This window comes from Metabacillus sp. 22489 (genome assembly GCF_052044855.1).
Taxonomy (GTDB): Bacteria; Bacillota; Bacilli; order Bacillales; family Bacillaceae; genus Metabacillus; species Metabacillus niabensis.
Genome location: NZ_JBQENT010000018.1, coordinates 39,384 through 56,211, shown reverse-complemented (window position 1 = coordinate 56,211; position 16,828 = coordinate 39,384). Strand labels below are relative to the sequence as shown.

17 protein-coding genes, 1 pseudogene and 1 riboswitch are annotated in these 16,828 nt (G+C 36.4%); of the genes and pseudogenes, 14 read left to right on the top strand and 4 right to left on the bottom strand.

Annotated elements, in window-relative coordinates; all coding sequences use genetic code 11:
• The first annotated feature begins 11 nt into the window (after positions 1-11).
• From ACTJJ9_RS12450 to ACTJJ9_RS12435, 4 genes are all read left to right on the top strand, one after another.
• Entirely contained in the window at positions 12-1,544 is a 1,533-nt protein-coding gene (locus tag ACTJJ9_RS12450; protein ID WP_145580679.1) for an LXG domain-containing protein, read from the top strand.
• Positions 1,545-1,583: 39 nt separating this feature from the next.
• Positions 1,584-1,931 carry a hypothetical protein gene (locus ACTJJ9_RS12445; RefSeq protein WP_145580678.1) on the top strand — a complete coding sequence of 116 codons (348 nt, stop codon included), beginning with the start codon at positions 1,584-1,586 and terminating at the stop codon, positions 1,929-1,931.
• 15 nt (positions 1,932-1,946) lie between these two features.
• A complete protein-coding gene (locus tag ACTJJ9_RS12440; protein WP_145580677.1) occupies positions 1,947-2,288 on the top strand; it encodes a hypothetical protein in 342 nt (113 codons plus the stop codon).
• A 194-nt stretch (positions 2,289-2,482) separates the two neighbouring features.
• Positions 2,483-3,283 (top strand): hypothetical protein, encoded by an 801-nt coding sequence (locus ACTJJ9_RS12435; RefSeq protein WP_145580676.1) that lies wholly within the window; start codon positions 2,483-2,485, stop codon positions 3,281-3,283.
• Positions 3,284-3,344: 61 nt separating this feature from the next.
• On the opposite strand, the gene ACTJJ9_RS12430 is transcribed toward ACTJJ9_RS12435, so the two are convergent.
• Complete coding sequence (locus ACTJJ9_RS12430; RefSeq protein ID WP_095298340.1) at positions 3,345-3,497, bottom strand: YpzG family protein; 153 nt, start codon at positions 3,495-3,497, stop codon at positions 3,345-3,347.
• A gap of 205 nt (positions 3,498-3,702) precedes the next feature.
• Here ACTJJ9_RS12430 and ACTJJ9_RS12425 point away from each other — a divergent pair, with 205 nt between their 5' ends.
• On the top strand, positions 3,703-4,515 hold the full coding sequence (locus ACTJJ9_RS12425; RefSeq protein ID WP_145580675.1) for an alpha/beta fold hydrolase: 813 nt from the start codon (positions 3,703-3,705) through the stop codon (positions 4,513-4,515).
• Positions 4,516-4,578: 63 nt separating this feature from the next.
• Here ACTJJ9_RS12425 and ACTJJ9_RS12420 read toward each other — a convergent pair.
• Positions 4,579-4,809: pseudogene (locus tag ACTJJ9_RS12420) on the bottom strand (GNAT family N-acetyltransferase); the annotation flags it as partial.
• Between the two features lie 442 nt (positions 4,810-5,251).
• Here ACTJJ9_RS12420 and ACTJJ9_RS12415 point away from each other — a divergent pair.
• The 6 genes from ACTJJ9_RS12415 to metC all read left to right on the top strand — a co-directional run bounded on the left by ACTJJ9_RS12415 (position 5,252) and on the right by metC (position 11,146).
• Positions 5,252-6,040 carry an ABC transporter ATP-binding protein gene (locus tag ACTJJ9_RS12415; protein WP_095298345.1) on the top strand — a complete coding sequence of 263 codons (789 nt, stop codon included), beginning with the start codon at positions 5,252-5,254 and terminating at the stop codon, positions 6,038-6,040.
• Positions 6,024-6,782, top strand: a complete 759-nt coding sequence (locus ACTJJ9_RS12410) for an ABC transporter permease (RefSeq protein ID WP_095298347.1) — start codon at positions 6,024-6,026, stop codon at positions 6,780-6,782. The genes ACTJJ9_RS12415 and ACTJJ9_RS12410 overlap by 17 nt, the downstream gene beginning before the upstream one ends.
• Before the next feature lie 18 nt (positions 6,783-6,800).
• The gene (locus ACTJJ9_RS12405) at positions 6,801-7,802 is read left to right on the top strand and encodes an aliphatic sulfonate ABC transporter substrate-binding protein (RefSeq protein WP_095298348.1); all 1,002 of its coding nucleotides are present in this window, start codon (positions 6,801-6,803) and stop codon (positions 7,800-7,802) included.
• 9 nt (positions 7,803-7,811) lie between these two features.
• Positions 7,812-8,390 (top strand): SCO family protein, encoded by a 579-nt coding sequence (locus tag ACTJJ9_RS12400; protein ID WP_145580673.1) that lies wholly within the window; start codon positions 7,812-7,814, stop codon positions 8,388-8,390.
• 67 nt (positions 8,391-8,457) lie between these two features.
• Positions 8,458-8,660, top strand: a riboswitch (SAM riboswitch).
• Between the two features lie 198 nt (positions 8,661-8,858).
• Positions 8,859-9,971: a methionine biosynthesis PLP-dependent protein gene (locus ACTJJ9_RS12395; protein WP_145580672.1), complete on the top strand. Its 1,113-nt coding sequence runs from the start codon at positions 8,859-8,861 to the stop codon at positions 9,969-9,971.
• A complete protein-coding gene (gene metC, locus ACTJJ9_RS12390) occupies positions 9,971-11,146 on the top strand; it encodes a cystathionine beta-lyase (RefSeq protein WP_095298353.1) in 1,176 nt (391 codons plus the stop codon). Before ACTJJ9_RS12395 ends, metC begins: the two co-directional genes overlap by 1 nt.
• Before the next feature lie 245 nt (positions 11,147-11,391).
• On the opposite strand, the gene ACTJJ9_RS12385 is transcribed toward metC, so the two are convergent.
• Together ACTJJ9_RS12385 and ACTJJ9_RS12380 are read right to left on the bottom strand one after the other, a co-directional pair.
• A complete protein-coding gene (locus tag ACTJJ9_RS12385; protein WP_145580671.1) occupies positions 11,392-12,096 on the bottom strand; it encodes an SIMPL domain-containing protein in 705 nt (234 codons plus the stop codon).
• Positions 12,097-12,129: 33 nt separating this feature from the next.
• Complete coding sequence (locus ACTJJ9_RS12380) at positions 12,130-12,843, bottom strand: vanadium-dependent haloperoxidase (RefSeq protein ID WP_145580670.1); 714 nt, start codon at positions 12,841-12,843, stop codon at positions 12,130-12,132.
• Positions 12,844-13,087: 244 nt separating this feature from the next.
• On the opposite strand from ACTJJ9_RS12380, the gene ACTJJ9_RS12375 reads away from it, so the two are divergent.
• The 3 genes from ACTJJ9_RS12375 (at position 13,088) to ACTJJ9_RS12365 (ending at position 16,663) form a co-directional block, all read left to right on the top strand.
• Positions 13,088-14,098, top strand: coding sequence for a TAXI family TRAP transporter solute-binding subunit (locus ACTJJ9_RS12375; RefSeq protein ID WP_095298357.1), 1,011 nt, complete (start codon positions 13,088-13,090; stop codon positions 14,096-14,098).
• A 70-nt stretch (positions 14,099-14,168) separates the two neighbouring features.
• Positions 14,169-14,687 carry a DUF1850 domain-containing protein gene (locus tag ACTJJ9_RS12370; RefSeq protein WP_145580669.1) on the top strand — a complete coding sequence of 173 codons (519 nt, stop codon included), beginning with the start codon at positions 14,169-14,171 and terminating at the stop codon, positions 14,685-14,687.
• On the top strand, positions 14,687-16,663 hold the full coding sequence (locus ACTJJ9_RS12365) for a TRAP transporter permease (RefSeq protein ID WP_145580668.1): 1,977 nt from the start codon (positions 14,687-14,689) through the stop codon (positions 16,661-16,663). The genes ACTJJ9_RS12370 and ACTJJ9_RS12365 overlap by 1 nt, the downstream gene beginning before the upstream one ends.
• Positions 16,664-16,828: the final 165 nt, after the last annotated feature.

Sequence of the window (16,828 nt, the reverse complement as noted above, 5' to 3'; positions counted from 1 at the left end):
CAAAGCAATTCATGAAGACACTTGATGCCAAAGCCTTACATACTGGAATTGATGGGATAGTAAAAAAACTTCAATCGCAAATGCAGCAAGTAAAGCAATTGGAAAATGCCGTCAGTGACTTTTCAAGCATGAGAAATTCCTTTCAAGGACAAGGTGGAACGGCAATTCGAAATTTCTATGATGAATGGCATACAACCATTTTATCTTTTTATCAGCAATTGCTAAAAGAATTTGAACGAGTGCTAGGAAATGTAAAAAAAGCATGCTCTGACTTCGAATCAGATGAAGCAGGATTCATCCGGCAAAGTTTTCTTGAAGCAGACTTAACAAATGGAGTAAACAAAGCAAAAACCTTTACAACAGACTTAGTTGACGATGTAAATTCATCATTAGACAATGTATCAGATATCATCTATGTTTCTAGACTTGATGACACACGCTTCCATACTTTTGTCCAACAAGCTACGAAAAAAATCACAGAAACGGTTGAAGATTTAGGAACCTTCGACTCATCACAAACAAGTGAATTAACCTCTGTGGAACAAGATATTCAAACATTAAAAAAATCAATAGATGAAATAAAAAGTATGTTCAAAAGTGGGGATCTCGCAATTGCTAGCTTCAATAAGTCGATCCTTAAAGGGGATACTGAGTTTTCTAATTTGAAAAAGGCGCTTGCTGGGAAAAGATTAATGGCGCTTGGTGATGCGTTGACATCTCCGTTTGACTTCGTTAACGGAAAACTTAGTACTGGCGATACTATAATAGCTGGGTATCAAGCCATAGTCTCAATGGGAACATTGAAAGCTGCAAAAAAATTAAAGATTAACTATTTAGGGGGCAAACCGACACTATGGCAAAAGCTAAAAGGTAATTATAGATTTAGTGTAGGAATGGATCCAAGTTGGACGAGTAAAAGTAAGCATAGCAACAAACTTGCAAAAAGGATTCTTAACTTTTCTAGAGCACCACAGCCTTCGAATCCTGTTATGAAGGCATTGCATTCTTTTGTAAAGTCCTATGAAAGTCCTTCGCATTTATATAAGAATGTGGTAGGCTTTCCGAAAAATGCGAATGTATTGAGTGGTAAAGACCTTATGAAATTAAATCAAGAGAGAATGTCTGCTGGGGTTAAGGAAGTAGTGGGGAAGACTGTTTCCAAAGGTGGCCTTGTAAAAGTTGGTAGACGGATTCCTGTAATAGGTACGGGTATATCAGTTGTTGCAAATAGTGCAGAAGTTTTCTCAGAAAAAAATAAGGATAAATCGCTTGCAGAAAAATTTGGGAGAGTAGCAGGCGGAATTGCAGCTGATATGGGTTCAATAGCAATTGGTGCTAAAATCGGTGCAACTATTGGTAGTGCAGGTGGGCCAGTCGGAATAGTTGTAGGTGGTGCAATAGGAGCACTTGCAGGTGGGCTAGTAAGTTCAAAAGTTGGGAATGTTGCTAAAGATATCGGAGGAAAAATAGGTAAGGGAATTAATGACTTTACCAAGAGTGTGGGTAGTAAATTAAAGAAATCTATAGGTAGTTGGTTTAATTAGTTACGAGAAAAATCTATTATGTTAATAAGGATGTTTCCTATGATTGTTGATTTTGTTTATATTTTGAATATTATTATTGGGATATTTTTAGTCACACAATGGGTATCGGTATTATTATTCTTTGTTATCGAGTGGGCAATTGTAGATTTCTATAGAATAGGTACATTTGATAATCCCGAGTCAATATTTGATAAAATAACAAATTTCTTTATGGTACTATTTTTAGGCTCAGGCTATTATTTATACAAAAAATTTAGTAAACAAAAATGGGTAGTAAGAAAAATAAATATGTTTGTTGCACTATGTTTACATGGGATTATTTCTATGATTATTTTCTATTTAATTACAATCCCATTAAATTTGCTTGTTGAAAAATTCTTTTTGTAATTTCTGGAGTAAAGAATGATAGAAGAACTAGTACATGTTTTTAAAATGTTATTTGCCTACTATCTTTCCATACAATGGGGATCAGTTCTACTATTTCTAGTTATTGAATGGGCAATGGTAGATTTTTTTGAACTAGGAACATATAAGAAGGCAAATTCAATTTTTCAAAAAATAACAAACTTTTTCATGTATGGTTTTATAGGATCTGGTTATATCCTATATAAAAAGTTCGAAAAGAATAAATGGCTAGTAAGAAAGATTTATATGTTGATAGCATTGGTTTTACATGGAATTCTCGCGATAATTATTTATTTTGTTATCACATTTCCCTTAGAATTCATTGTAGGTTTCTTTTGATTGAAAGTATAGTCTTATGTAATAGATATTATCGGTATTTGGTATAGTTTGGTCAGTATTTGATTATATTTCGCTGCTTGTAATATAGCTACTCTTTCGATTGTAATTCAACTTTCTAGGTCGGTATTTGCTATTGGTGCCGTGAAGGCCCAAGAAGTGCCGCTTCACTTTTTATTTTATAAGGACGTGACAAAATGAATCATTTACTCACTTGTACAACAGAAGAGCTTGCATTGATGGTTAGTGTTGCAGGATTTCCTAGTGTTGCAAACGGAATAGCTGAGACAGCAATTGGTAGCAGGACTGAGAATGAATGGGTTGCAATTATGGAAGCAACTTCACATCAACTTATTATGAAAAGAATGTGGGACCCCGCTCTTGAGGAGAAGGGAGAGCTGCCATTAACTCATGAAACATTAAAATTCATTGAGAAATACGTAAATTCTGGACGTATGATACGTTGTTCAAATGCGCCACAGCAATCTGTTTTAATGCTCCACCATTACGAGGATGATGAGTGGTTAATGCATCTTATTGATCGCGATATTATTCATGAATTTGCATTGATTTCTTCTTCGCAAATTCATGAGATTATCCGTGACTATTATGGCATTGAATTTCCCCAATTTGCAGGAGAACACCACTTTGCTTTAACAGATGAAGCATTTGATTTGCTAAGTAAACCTAATGAGGTTGAATCAGTGCGTAATACTTCTGGCCTTACTGAAAATGAGGATGTTGCATTTTCAATGTTTGTCGAGGACTTACAAACATTCAATTGGACGTTATTTAATATTTCAAATTTTAGTATGAGTTTGAATGAAGATGAAATGTATTTAGAAAATATCCTCTTCTTTTTACCATCAAGCCGCGGTATTTGGATTTCAGAGTATACTGAGGATGAACAGAAACCGATCCATATCCATTTAGCTGATCAACAAGAATGGCAGGAGATTCTTTCTGGAATCGGAAGCATGGTAACATTGCAAGTATAATTAAGTTGGTTTGTGTTAAGGAGTAGTACCCTCCCTAACACAGACCATGCATGTCAATCCTTTACCACCTATGAGCCTTTGCATTACTTCTCAGAATAATGGTGTTCTGGGATACTTCTGTATGCCCATTTACTTGAGATTTCGAACGCTTAGGTCTTGTCCAATTATGGTGAAACTTTTGAGAATGTGGATCTAAATGATCTCTATAGCTCACTACGTATCACCTCATAGTTAGGATTGTTTTTTTGATACGATGTGTATATTACATGGTATCTTTTTTAGTATTTGAAAAGATTAGGAAAACCATTCAGTTTTTCTTGAAATACGATGGACTAGAAATATTCTGCTTCAGCATTTTATTCCTTCTAAAAGAATAAAGTCTAAAGGGAGCTACTTTATTCATATGAGGAGGAATGGAAGTGGGGGATTATGTAAAGGTTGAGAGGGATGTTCAACTTTATGTTGAGGATCTTAACAGGAAGAGTAAAAAGCCAATATTGTTTATCCACGGGTGGCCTGCAAATCATAAGATGTTTGAATATCAGTTTAATCAGTTGCCTCGGTATGGCTATCGTTGCATTGGCATTGATTGCAGGGGCTTCGGATATTCTGATAAGCCATGGAAAGGCTACACATATAATCGTTTAGCGGATGATATTCGCATTGTAATAGATACACTTAAGCTGGAGAATGTCACACTTGTTGGCCATTCTACTGGGGGAGCAATCGCAATCCGTTATATGTCTCGCTATTATGGTGATAAGGTATCAAAGCTAGTTCTTCTTGCATCAGCAGCTCCAAGCTTAATACAACGCCCATATTTTCCATATGGTTTAAAAAAGGAAGATGTTACGGACATAATTGAAAAGACGTATAAGGATCGCCCAAAAATGCTTAGTGATTTTAAGGATATGTTTTTCTACCAAAAAATTTCTGAGCCATTTGCTGATTGGTTTTTTCAATTAGGAATTCAGGCTGCAAGCTGGTCGACTGCTGCTGTGGCCGAGACCTGGCTGAAAGAGGAGCAATTGTTTTTTGACCTTGGAACAATTGCTGTTCCGACTTTAATTTTGCATGGGATTCATGATCAGGTTTGTCACTTCCAGTTAGCAGAAGCACAAAAACAAGGAATAAAAAACTCGGTACTAATTCCGTTTGAAAATAGTGGACACGGATTGTTTTGGGAAGAACGTAATAAAGTAAATCAAGAACTAGTCCGATTTATTGGCTAGGTGTGTACTAAAGCAAACGATCATTGGAGGATGAAGAAAGTCCTTCAATGATTGAGATGATTTTTACAATTCCTTTGCTAAGATTTCCCCTGGTAACCCGTCTATTTCGCAAAGTTTTTCTGGAAAAAAAACATTATTACTCAATATTTTCTTTGATGCAGCATTGTTTGGAGCGATTATAGCAACAACACGTTCTAATCCTAATTGTTCACACCTTTCCAATAACTCCTTAGAGATTTGTCTGCAGTTCCCCTTTCCAAAATGTTCAGGCAAATGTAAATAGCCGAGTTCTGCCTCGCCTTGCTTACTAGGATTAAAATCTACTTTTCTAAGTTCTAAAAATAACTTTTCCTCTTTATAAAATCCTTCAAACTGTCAAAATCGTTTGAACGTTCATTTCTATCATGTCACTTTCGGAAATTTCACTGTGCCTCTTCAATTAGGAAAGCTCGTTCTGTCACCATTTTCATTACCTCTTATTACAATAATAGCTGAAAATAATAGGAGAAACTCTCCTCTTCAATCTTTTTAAATATAAGGAGATCTGCCATTCGTTTTCTGGATTTTGAAAAGTGTTTATTTTCATTATCAATAAATTACAGGAAAATTTAAGGAGTCCTCTCTTTATGTTTAAACGACTGAAAAATATAAACCACTTGACATTCACCCTCTATTGCATATAATAATCATATTAATCCGATGGTTTAGATGAGAATTGGAAAAGCAGGTGAGAAGATTGTTTTTAACGATAAACGAAGTTTCAAAGCAATTTAATAACCGTGAAAATAACATTGAAACTGTTTTAAATGATATAAATTTGCAGGTCAAAGAAGGCGAATTTGTTTCCATTTTAGGGCCTTCTGGTTGTGGGAAATCAACGTTGCTTTCAATTGTTGCCGGTCTTACAAAGCAGACATCAGGAGAACTTATTTTACAAGGAAAAAAAATTAATGGGCCTGGCAAGGAAAGAGGAATGGTATTCCAGCAAGCAGCTTTATTTCCATGGTTAACTGTTGAAGAAAATGTGATGTTTCCCCTCAGGAAAGAAATGTCTAAAAAAGAGGCAAAAGAAAAGGCACATAAATATTTATCATTGGTACAACTAAGCCCATATACAAAGCATTCACCTCACGAGCTTTCAGGTGGTATGCAGCAGCGTGTTTCGATTGCGAGAGCACTTGCGATGGATCCAGCGCTTTTACTAATGGATGAACCTTTCGGGGCGTTGGATGAACAAACACGTTCTAGATTACATGAAGTTCTTGAAAAGGTCTTTTTAGAAACAAAGAAAACGATTTTGTTTGTAACACATAGTATCCATGAAGCGCTTAAATTGTCTGACCGAATTGTTGTGATGGGAACTCAGCCTGGACGAATTTTAGATATTATTGAGCTTGATTTTCCGAGACCTCGCGAACAAGCACGTGAAGAGCTTTTACCATATGAAGAAAGAATCCAACAGTTATTAAAGTCGGAGATTGATAAAGTAATAGAAAAGGAGCAGCAATATGAAAACAGTCATTAAGCGAATACTGTTCTTCGGTATTCTGTTCATAGTATGGCAAGTTGCGGTAACAGTTTTAAATATTTCAGAATCATTGCTGCCTGCACCAACTGATGTGTTTACATCTCTTTATACGGGTTTTGCTGATATGACGCTAGTGTATGATTTGGCAGCAAGCTTTAAACGGTTAGCGATCGGACTAGTGATTGCCTTAACACTTGGACTTATTTTAGGTGTATTCTTAGCAAAATCAAAAACAGCGGATGAAACACTTGGTTCGTTAATTATTGCCCTTCAATCGGTACCTAGTATTGTTTGGCTGCCACTAGCAATTATGTGGTTCGGACTAAATGAAGCAGCTGTCACATTTATTATCGTCCTAGGTGCTACTCTTGTCATGACCTTAAATATGAGAACAGGCTTAAAAAATGTCCCACCTCTATATATTAAGGCAGCACAAACAATGAATTATAAAGGGTTTAGCCTTTTTTGGAAGGTTATGTTTCCAGCATCTATACCTTATGCAGTTACTGGTACAAGGCTTGCGTGGGCGTTTGCTTGGAGAGCATTGATGGCTGGTGAACTTCTAAGTACTGGACCAGGTCTAGGATATAAGCTAAAATTTGCTTCAGATTTTGGTGATATGAGCTTAGTTATTGCAATAATGCTTATGATTATGGTTATAGGGGTTATTGTTGATTTATTATTTTTCCAACGAGTTGAAAAAAGCGTCATGAAAAAGTGGGGCTTGGAACAGAATTAATTTATGGAGGGTAACATCATGAAAAAAGGATTATTACTTGCACTTATTTCGATTTTATTTATCGGTGTTTTAGCTGCATGTGGCTCTTCCTCAAGCTCAAATGGAGCAGGTGGAAGCAAGAAGGAGGTTGTGATTGGATATTTTCCAAACATTGACCACGTACCAGCAATGATTGCGAAGGAAAAGAAATATTTTGAGGAAGCTCTTGGAGATGATGTGAAAGTAACATACAAAACATTTCCAGATGGAGCTGCATTTATGACGGCATTAAAAACTGGCGATATTACAGCTGGTTTAGTTGGACCAGGACCCGTTATGAATAACTATGCTAACGGTGCTGATGTTAAGATTGTTGCAGGTGCATCTTCTGGTGGTACAGTTGTTGTTGCATCTAAGCAAAGCGGCATCCAATCTATTGATGACTTATCAGGAAAAACATTTATTACTCCTGGTGTAGGATGTACACATGATGTTCAAATGGAAACATTTTTAAAGGATTATGGAATTACATCAGCTCGTATTGGTGGAACTCTAAAACATGTTACAGGAAATCCAGCACAATATAGCGCTATGTTTGAATCAGGTAAAGTGGATGTTGCGGCTGTTCCAGAGCCATGGGCGTCACAACTAGTGAATGACGGAGCAAAGGTTATCGTTGATACAAAGGATATTGCTTATGGAACGACTCTACCAAATACCGTATTAGTCACATCAGGCAAATTAATTAAAGAAGACAAAGAGCTTGTTCAAAAGATTGTTAGTGCTCATGAAAAAGGTGTTCAATTTATTAATGACAATCCGGAAGAAGCACGTGATATTGCGATAAAAGCAATTAAAGAAATTACAGATCAAGAGCTTGACCCAGCAATAGTTGATAGTGCATGGAAACGTGTAACATATACAACAGAAGTGAATGCAGATGTCGTTCAAGATTTTGCTAATTCATCTTTTGAATTGAAATTCTTAAAAGAAAAACCTGAATTTAGTGAATTAATTGATACGCAATTTTTAACAAAGTAGGCGTTCTATATGAGAAAAATAGTATCGGTTTTTATTCTTGCTGTTCTTGGTATGGTAGGCTGCTCGCAGTCTATCAACCTTGAAGAGCATTTTTCATTAAATGGCACTGTTGGGTCACTTACTGCAATGAATCAAAATAATGAAAAGGTTGATATTCCGAAAGATTATAAGGATAAAATTTGGTTAGCAGCGTTTATCTTTACGAATTGTGATACGGTTTGTCCGCCGATGACGATGAACATGGCAACATTACAGAAACAGGCGAAGCAGGAGCATCTTGATATTGAATTTGTCTCATTTACAATTGACCCGGAAAATGATAAACCTGACGTTCTCAAAAACTTTGCGAAATCCTTTGGGGCAGATGAAAGGAATTGGAATTTCCTCACAGGGTATGACCAAGAGGTAATTGAATCATTTGCAAATACAAGCTATATTGCACCTGCTGCAAAGTTAGATGGATCTAATCAATTTGTTCATAGCTCTGCAATTTACCTTATGAAAGGTACAACGATATTAGAGCAATATGAAGTTTCAGCAGATGTACCTTATGAAAAAATTATCGAAGATATCAAACTATTACAATAATTGTATTGCAATCTATACTCGAATCATGTAAAGTTATAGAAAATAATAATTCTAAAATTTCATACATTTCTTATCAAGAGAGGCAGAGGGACTGGCCCTACGAAGCCTCAGCAACCGGTACAAAAACAAAGTAAAAGCTTATTGTGTCATGTTTGCTAAGTCTATTTATTCAGTTAGTAGTCTAAATGCAACATATCAATAAAGCTCTTTACGAGTACCAAGGTGCTAAATCCAGCAAGCCACACCAGCATTATGCTTGAGAGATAAGAAGGAGCGATCATCGTATATAAAGTCTTCTTCTTAATGAGGAAGACTTTTTTTGATCAATGAAAGTTTTTTGAATAGATAATGGGGAAAATCCTCTTAAATAATATCTAGTTTAAATGAATCACTCCAGCAAGGCTCTCCCGTTTTTTCGTAACCAAGGAGAAACAGACATAACTTATAACATTAGGATGGTGACTAGCAATGACACAACGTATTGAAACAAAATTAGCCCAAATTGGAAACCGTAGTGAAAATGTGACAGGGACGGTAAATCCTCCTGTTTATTTTTCGACTGCATATCGGCATGAGGGGATCGGGCAATCAACAGGATTTGATTATATTCGTACCGGAAATCCTACAAGAGGATTAGTAGAAAAGGCTATTGCTGATTTAGAGCACGGTGACCGTGGCTTTGCATTTAGCTCGGGTATGGCTGCGATTCAAACAATTATGGCTCTATTCCAAAGCGGTGATGAATTAATCGTATCAAGTGATTTATATGGTGGTACATATCGTTTATTTGAAAGAGAATGGCGAAAATATGGTTTGTCATTTAAATATGATGATTTTACAAACCCACAAGAAACAGAAAAACTGATTTCTGAAAAAACAAAAGCATTATTTATCGAAACACCTACAAATCCATTGATGCAGGAAACAGATATAAAAGAGCTTGCTGCGATAGCGAAAAAGCATGGCATTTTAGTTATCGTCGATAATACGTTTTATACACCTGTTATCCAAACACCAATTTTATTAGGGGCTGACATCGTTATCCATAGTGCAACAAAATATCTAGGAGGACATAATGATGTACTAGCAGGCTTAGTTGTTACGAAAGGGCAGGAGCTAAGTGATGAGTTCTTTCAACATCAAAATGCAATTGGCGCTGTTTTATCACCATTCGATTCATGGCTATTAATGCGTGGAATGAAAACATTATCTTTACGTGTGAGACAGCATGAACAAAACGCGCAAAAGGTTGCGCAATTTTTGGAGTCACATCCTGATGTACTTGATGTGTTATACCCTGGAAGAGGTGGGATGTTATCGTTCCGTCTGCAGGATGAAACATGGGTAAATCCGTTTTTAAAAGGCCTTAAAGTTATTTCTTTTGCTGAAAGCTTAGGTGGAATTGAAAGCTTCATTACGTATCCTGCAACACAGACACATATGGATATTCCTGAGGAAGTTAGAATTGCAAATGGTGTATGTAATCGATTGTTACGCTTCTCAGTAGGGGTAGAGCATGTAGAGGATATAATTGCTGACTTAGAACAAAGCTTTAAACAAATGAAGGGAGCTGAAGCATAATGAGCGAACATAATTGGACATTTCAAACGAAGCTCCTTCATAATGGGGCAAAGGTTGATCAAGGAACAGGTGCGGTAAGTGTACCAATACAACATGCATCAACCTTTCATCAATTTGATTTTGATGAATATGGAAAGTATGACTATTCCCGTTCTGGGAATCCAACCCGCGAAGCATTAGAGCAGGCAATCGCGGAATTAGAAGGTGGAACGAGAGGAATGGCGTTTGCCTCAGGAATGGCGGCAATTTCCACAGCATTCTTGCTATTATCCCAGGGAGATCACGTTGTAGTTACTGAGGATGTCTATGGGGGCACATTTAGAATTATTACTGATGTACTCACTAGATTTGGTATTGAACATACATTTGTTGATATGACTGACCTACATCAGGTCGCTTCAGCTATTCGACCAAATACGAAAGTTATTTATATGGAAACACCATCAAATCCATTATTAAAGGTTACAGATATTCGGGGCATCGTGAATCTTGCGAAGGCAAATAATTGTTTAACATTTTTAGATAACACATTCCTAACACCTGAATTGCAAAGACCGTTAGAGCTTGGTGTCGATGTCGTATTACATAGTGCGACAAAGTTTCTAGCAGGACATAGTGATGTGCTCGCAGGACTTGCTGTTGTTAAGGATGAGGAATTAGGAAATCGTTTATATAAGCTACAAAATGCATTTGGAGCAGTCCTTGGTGTACAAGATGCTTGGCTTGTTCTAAGAGGATTAAAAACATTGCATGTTCGATTAAAGCAATCTCAAGCCTCTGCACAAAAAATAGCAGAATATTTAAGCAAGCATGAAAAGGTCGAGCAAGTATACTATCCAGGATTAAGCTTCCATCCAGGATATGAAACACAGAAGTATCAAGCAGATGGACCAGGAGCAGTTCTCTCATTCAGACTGGCGGATGCAGAGGCCGTTAAAACACTTGTAAACAATGTGAAGCTCCCAGTATTTGCTGTAAGTCTTGGTGCAGTGGAATCAATTTTATCGTATCCAGCGAGAATGTCACATGCGGCAATGCCAGCAGAGGAACGAGAAAAGCGTGGTATTACAGACGGTTTATTACGACTTAGCGTTGGCTTAGAAAATGCAGATGACATTATAAAAGACTTTGAGGAAGCATTAGAGAAATTACCTGTAAAGCAAAGTACAAAATAATTAATATAATAAGAGATGACAAAATTGTTTTAGCGAAGACTTATTTTGTCATCTCTTTTTTCTGTAAAACTAAAAGGAGACATATCAAATTATTGTTACGTTTCATGCTAAACAGAGGTAGTTTGATGTATTAATATCATTTTATAATTCTTCGATAAAAAGGATAAAGCGAAAATATGCTTTTTGTCTATTTAAATTTCATTATTTTTACTCAGTACGTTTATACTTATCTATTAATGGTAGTTTTAATCAGTATATTGAAAAACCGCTTTTATTTGAGCAGTTATCGTGATTTCACCGGATTGGATTGGTGGGGCAAACGCTTCGGTGCTTACAGCGATTTGGTAAGTATCTCTACTTAATGGTTGAATTTGTTGTATAGTTTGTTCTGTTAATTTTATTGGTGTTTTTAGATAAGTTACACCTATCGTTCTAGAAATTTCCCTTGCCTTTTCCTTTGCATTTTGGATAGCCATTTTTAAAGCTTCTTGATAATGAAAGTCGGGATTAGATAGTCGAAATTGTAAATTACTAGTTCGGTTTGCCCCATTTTCAATAACAACTCGATAAATAGTGGCAATTTTTGAAAGGTCTCTTACTTTGATTTGGAATAAATGCTCCACTACATAGCCCCTAAATATCGACTGTCCCTCTACAAAATCGTATTTTGGATTAATTGAATAGACAATCGAAGTTATATCGTTTTCTTCTATTCCAATCTCTTTTAATGCTTCAAGTAGCTGATTCGATTTTTGTGTATTCTCCTCCTGTGCTGTTTGAATTTGCATATTTTCAGTTACAACTCCAACATTTAATAGTGCTTCGTCAGGCTTAACTGACACAGTTCCACTTCCGTTAACCGTCATTGTAAAATGCCCCTTATGACGGTACGAATTGGTAGCTGAACGATAATGATGACGAAAGGAAGCCGGATCCATCGTGTAAAACATTCATTTTCACGCTCCTTTTTTTAATAATGGATTTTAAAAGGGACGAACATTTTGCAGCTGCATGATTTTTACAACCATTTCCCCTATTTGTCTCCCTAACCGTAGCCCTTCATCATTATCTGCTTTAAAATGGACACCAGCATAGAGACGTGATTGAGCACTTTCCTTCATTAATGCTGATAATCTGACAGACTCTGAAGGAAAGAAGTATCCTAATAATACTTCTGAACAGCCTGCGATCGTTGCATGTGCAGAGGGGTAAGCAGGAAATCGAGGGGTGAAAACAACTGTAGCTAAGCTTTGAACAAATTGGATTGGACGGGCAACATCCCAAAGATATTTGAAATACCATGACATTACACAAGTATCATTTATCGCTGCATGATAATATCCGAGCATTCTTGCACAGCTTGGAGTGCCTAATTGGTATTTTTCTGCTAATTCGTATAAAAGTGAAGAAATTTTTGCTGTAAGCTCGCCTGTAGCCCAATATTCGGCAGATTTCCTTTGCTCAGCTGTTAATGAAAGAAGTGTTTGTTTTACGATAAATAATTCATGGTCCCAATCAATTTGATTTGGCTGCTTAATAGTCCATTTAATTGGTTGCTTCAAAACATCTAAAAATTGATGATTTGCACCTCTATATATAAAAAACATTGGCCAAAATGCAGGCTCAGAATGTCCTCTAGGTGGAGTTGCCTCGTTAGGATAAGGATGTTCTGACCATCTTCGGTACTGTGTTGGCATAATGCACTCAGCCCTTATGAAAAACGATAATTTAAAAGAAAAGTTCCTTCTATCTTATTAGAAAAGACAGAAATTATAGAACGAATAATTTAACATCTGCCGTAAAAAAGTTTTAATAAGGCAATCGAAAAGCTTTTTCTTTTTGTCATCTCATTTCTTAATTTTATGCATGTACCGAAAAGTTTCCTCATATATAAAAAAGTAAGCTATTGCTTTTTGCACAATTTAGAAAAGGGGGAGCAAAATGAAAAAATTGAAGAATAGCTTGTTATTTCCTATATTGCTTTTATGTATGATGGTGATCGCTGCATGTGGTGGAGGAACTGAATCAGGAGGTTCTGCCAATGATGAGAATGCTGATACAGATACAAAATCAGGTGAAAGCCAGGATTTAAGCTTATTAACAGGTGGTACAGGTGGTACATACTATCCACTTGGTGGACAAATTGGGAAAATCATTTCTGATAATACAAATGCAAAAATTACTCCACAAACATCTGGCGCATCAGCTGAAAATATGGAAACATTGCGAGCTGGTGAAGCGGAGCTAGCATTCTCGCAAACAGATATTACTGCATATGCCCTTGAAGGAAAAGAGATGTTTGAAGGTGATCCAATTGACAACATTCAAGCGATAGCTTCATTATATCCAGAAACAATTCAGCTAGTCACAACTAAGAAGAGTGGGATTGAGTCTGTTGAGGATTTAAAAGGAAAGGCAGTTTCGATTGGAGCTCCCGGATCAGGTGTCTATATTAATGCAGTACAAATATTAGAAATCCATGGAATGACAGTTGATGATATTAAAGCGCAAAACCTTTCGTTTGATGAATCAACAGATGGCATTCAATCAGGAACAATTGATGCAGCTTTTGTGACTGCCGGTACACCAACTGGAGCTGTTGAAGCTTTAGCTGCTCAGGAGGATGTTGTCATTGTTCCGATTGCAGATGATAAAATCAAAAGTTTAATGGAGAAATATCCTTATTATGCAGAGGATACAATTACAAGCGGAACATATAATATTGAATCTGATGTAAAAACTGTCGCAATTAAAGCAATGTTAGTAGCAACTAAAGATCTTGATGAAACACTCGTCTATGACATGACAAAAGCATTATTTGAAAATACCGATAAAATCACACATGCAAAAGGTGAATTAATCAAAGCAGAGACTGCTCTTGAAGGTTTAGGGGATTTAGAATTACACCCAGGAGCTGCTAAATATTTTGAAGAAAAAGGAATAACTAAGTAAGCGAATGTCGATAGGTTTTTCTAACCTATCGGCTTTACTATAATTTTTGTTTTTTTAAAAGGGGAGTATGATGAAGAAAACGATCATAAAAACAATAATAATTATCCTTATCCCCCTCATACTTTTCGTAATTGGTTTACTGTTTTACTATCCATCTTTTAAAGTGATTGCATTCTCATATGAGGACAGTGAACAGCTTCTAGCATATTTACCATTAAAAGAGGAAAAAACCTTTCAACTAAAATATACACATTCAATCCATTTGTCAGATGTTATTGAGACTTATGAAGCAACATCCAAGAATATTAAGTTAACAACCTTAGAATATGAGGACTTTGCAGTTGGAATGCCTTCTAATGCAGAAGGTGATGAAATATTTAAAGTCACGAATGGGAAATATCAGATAACAAATATGAAGCGAATATTCCCATATATTGATTTAAGAATCGGACAAGTGAGAGCAAATCATCAATTAATCTATTTGAATAAAACATACACTCTTTCAGATTATATAAAACCTGGAACATGGGTAAGAATTTCACTAAAACGGATTTCGCTTTGGCAACAATTGAAGGGAGTGAATCTATAATGGCTGAAATAGAAAAACAATTAACTGAAGAAGAACAACAAGAGTTAATCGCAAAATATGATCCAGAAGCGGGGACAAGGAAATTAACAGGTATCCTTGGATATATTGCATTTTTTGGTCTGCTTGCCTTTTCACTATTTCAATTATATACGGCCATCTTTGGTGTATTTACCGCACAAATTCAACGGACCGTACACTTAGGGTTTGCTTTGTCGCTAATCTTTTTGCTTTTTCCAGCCAATCGTAAAAAACAAAAAACAGGTAGATTCCAAATTACATGGTATGACGGCATATTAGCAGTTTTTAGTATAGGTGTCGGTGCTTACTGGCCATTATTTTTTGACGATCTTGTAATGAGTGTAGGCCGCTTAAGTACATTAGATTTCATTGTTGGTGCAATAGCGATTTTATTAGTTTTGGAGGCAACAAGACGAGCGGTAGGCTTACCGATTATGATTATTGCTGTTATTTTTGTTTTATACGGTTTGTTTGGTCAATACATGCCCGGCTTTCTTTCTCATCGCGGATTAACTTTAGAACGTTTGGTGCAAACGATGTTTTTTACAACTGATGGGATATTAGGAACACCATTAGCTGTTTCATCAACCTTTATATTCTTATTCCTCTTGTTTGGAGCATTTCTTATAAGAACTGGAGTTGGGCAATATTTTAATGACTTATCAATAGCAGTTGCAGGCCGCAGAATTGGTGGTCCTGCAAAGGTTGCGATATTTTCAAGCGCCCTGCAAGGAACAATTAGTGGCAGTTCAGTTGCAAATGTTGTTACATCAGGAGCATTTACAATTCCGATGATGAAAAACCTTGGCTACAAAAAGGAATTTGCTGGTGCTGTCGAGGCAGCATCGTCTACAGGCGGGCAACTTATGCCACCTATAATGGGAGCTGCAGCGTTCCTCATGGTTGAGTTTATTGGAAACGGCATTACTTATTGGGATATTGCTAAGGCAGCTGCAATTCCGGCAATTCTATACTTTGCAGGAATATGGATTATGACTCATTTTGAAGCAAAGCGAATTGGACTTAGAGGGTTAACGAAAGAAGAAATGCCTAGTCGGAAAGAAATATTTAGTAAAATCTATCTTCTTCTTCCTATACTAACAATCGTTGTTTTATTAATGGCAGGCGTAATCGTCACACATGCTGCTTTATACTCTATCTTAGTCGCAATCCTTGTAAGTTTAATTAATAAGGAAACGAGAATGGGTCCAAAGGAGTTTGTTTTTGCATTAGTAGAAGGTGCACGAACAGCTCTTGGGGTAGCAGCGGCAACAGCAGCAGCTGGTATAATTGTAGGAATTGTTACAAAAACCGGATTGGGATTAAAGCTAGCAAATGGTCTAGTTGATTTAGCAGGAGGATATTTAATTCCAACACTTATATTAACAATGATCGCTGCACTTATACTTGGAATGGGCTCACCAACAACGGCTAATTATGTTATCACATCAACGATCGCAGCACCAGCTATTATCCTATTAGGTGTACCTGATTTATCTGCACATCTATTTGTCTTCTATTTTGGAATTATTGCAGATATTACACCACCGGTTGCTCTAGCGGCCTTTGCAGCAGCAGGTGTAGCAGGAGCAGAGCCATTTAAAACAGGAGTCGATTCAGCGAAATTAGCAATCGCTGCCTTTATTATCCCATACGTCTTCGTTCTCTCACCTGAATTACTCATGATTGATACAACCTGGTATGAATTAGTGTGGGTAATCCTTACATCTGTTTTAGGAATGATCGCAATAGGAGCTGCAATTATCGGATATTGGATGAGAAAGATGCACTGGCTAGAACGAATCGTTAATATCATTTCTGGATTATTGCTCATATATCCAGAAAGAATTTCAGATATTACAGGCTTAATCCTATTTGTTGCAATGTTTGCGTTACAATATATTTGGAAACGGAACAATGATCAAAAAAATAAGCCTAACATGGCCGTGGAAAGTTAAGAATGCTAGATAACATGATGTAGTAATCTCCACTTACCTATAGGAGATTACTACATTCTACTTAATTTAGAGGTGCTTATATTTTCCGGGAAATAAGTCGAATTGTGAAATTAGATTGATATGTTAGAAAAGTATTGACTATATACCCTATAATAAATATAATAG

Coding starts and splice junctions, on each gene's coding strand:
- ACTJJ9_RS12450 (WP_145580679.1), top strand. CDS start 12: ATGAAGACACTTGATGCCAAAGCCTTACATACTGGAATTGATGGGATA.
- ACTJJ9_RS12445 (WP_145580678.1), top strand. CDS start 1,584: ATGATTGTTGATTTTGTTTATATTTTGAATATTATTATTGGGATATTT.
- ACTJJ9_RS12440 (WP_145580677.1), top strand. CDS start 1,947: ATGATAGAAGAACTAGTACATGTTTTTAAAATGTTATTTGCCTACTAT.
- ACTJJ9_RS12435 (WP_145580676.1), top strand. CDS start 2,483: ATGAATCATTTACTCACTTGTACAACAGAAGAGCTTGCATTGATGGTT.
- ACTJJ9_RS12410 (WP_095298347.1), top strand. CDS start 6,024: ATGAAAACAGTCATTAAGCGAATACTGTTCTTCGGTATTCTGTTCATA.
- ACTJJ9_RS12405 (WP_095298348.1), top strand. CDS start 6,801: ATGAAAAAAGGATTATTACTTGCACTTATTTCGATTTTATTTATCGGT.
- ACTJJ9_RS12400 (WP_145580673.1), top strand. CDS start 7,812: ATGAGAAAAATAGTATCGGTTTTTATTCTTGCTGTTCTTGGTATGGTA.
- ACTJJ9_RS12395 (WP_145580672.1), top strand. CDS start 8,859: ATGACACAACGTATTGAAACAAAATTAGCCCAAATTGGAAACCGTAGT.
- metC (WP_095298353.1), top strand. CDS start 9,971: ATGAGCGAACATAATTGGACATTTCAAACGAAGCTCCTTCATAATGGG.
- ACTJJ9_RS12385 (WP_145580671.1), bottom strand. CDS start 12,096: ATGTTTTACACGATGGATCCGGCTTCCTTTCGTCATCATTATCGTTCA.
- ACTJJ9_RS12380 (WP_145580670.1), bottom strand. CDS start 12,843: ATGCCAACACAGTACCGAAGATGGTCAGAACATCCTTATCCTAACGAG.
- ACTJJ9_RS12375 (WP_095298357.1), top strand. CDS start 13,088: ATGAAAAAATTGAAGAATAGCTTGTTATTTCCTATATTGCTTTTATGT.
- ACTJJ9_RS12370 (WP_145580669.1), top strand. CDS start 14,169: ATGAAGAAAACGATCATAAAAACAATAATAATTATCCTTATCCCCCTC.
- ACTJJ9_RS12365 (WP_145580668.1), top strand. CDS start 14,687: ATGGCTGAAATAGAAAAACAATTAACTGAAGAAGAACAACAAGAGTTA.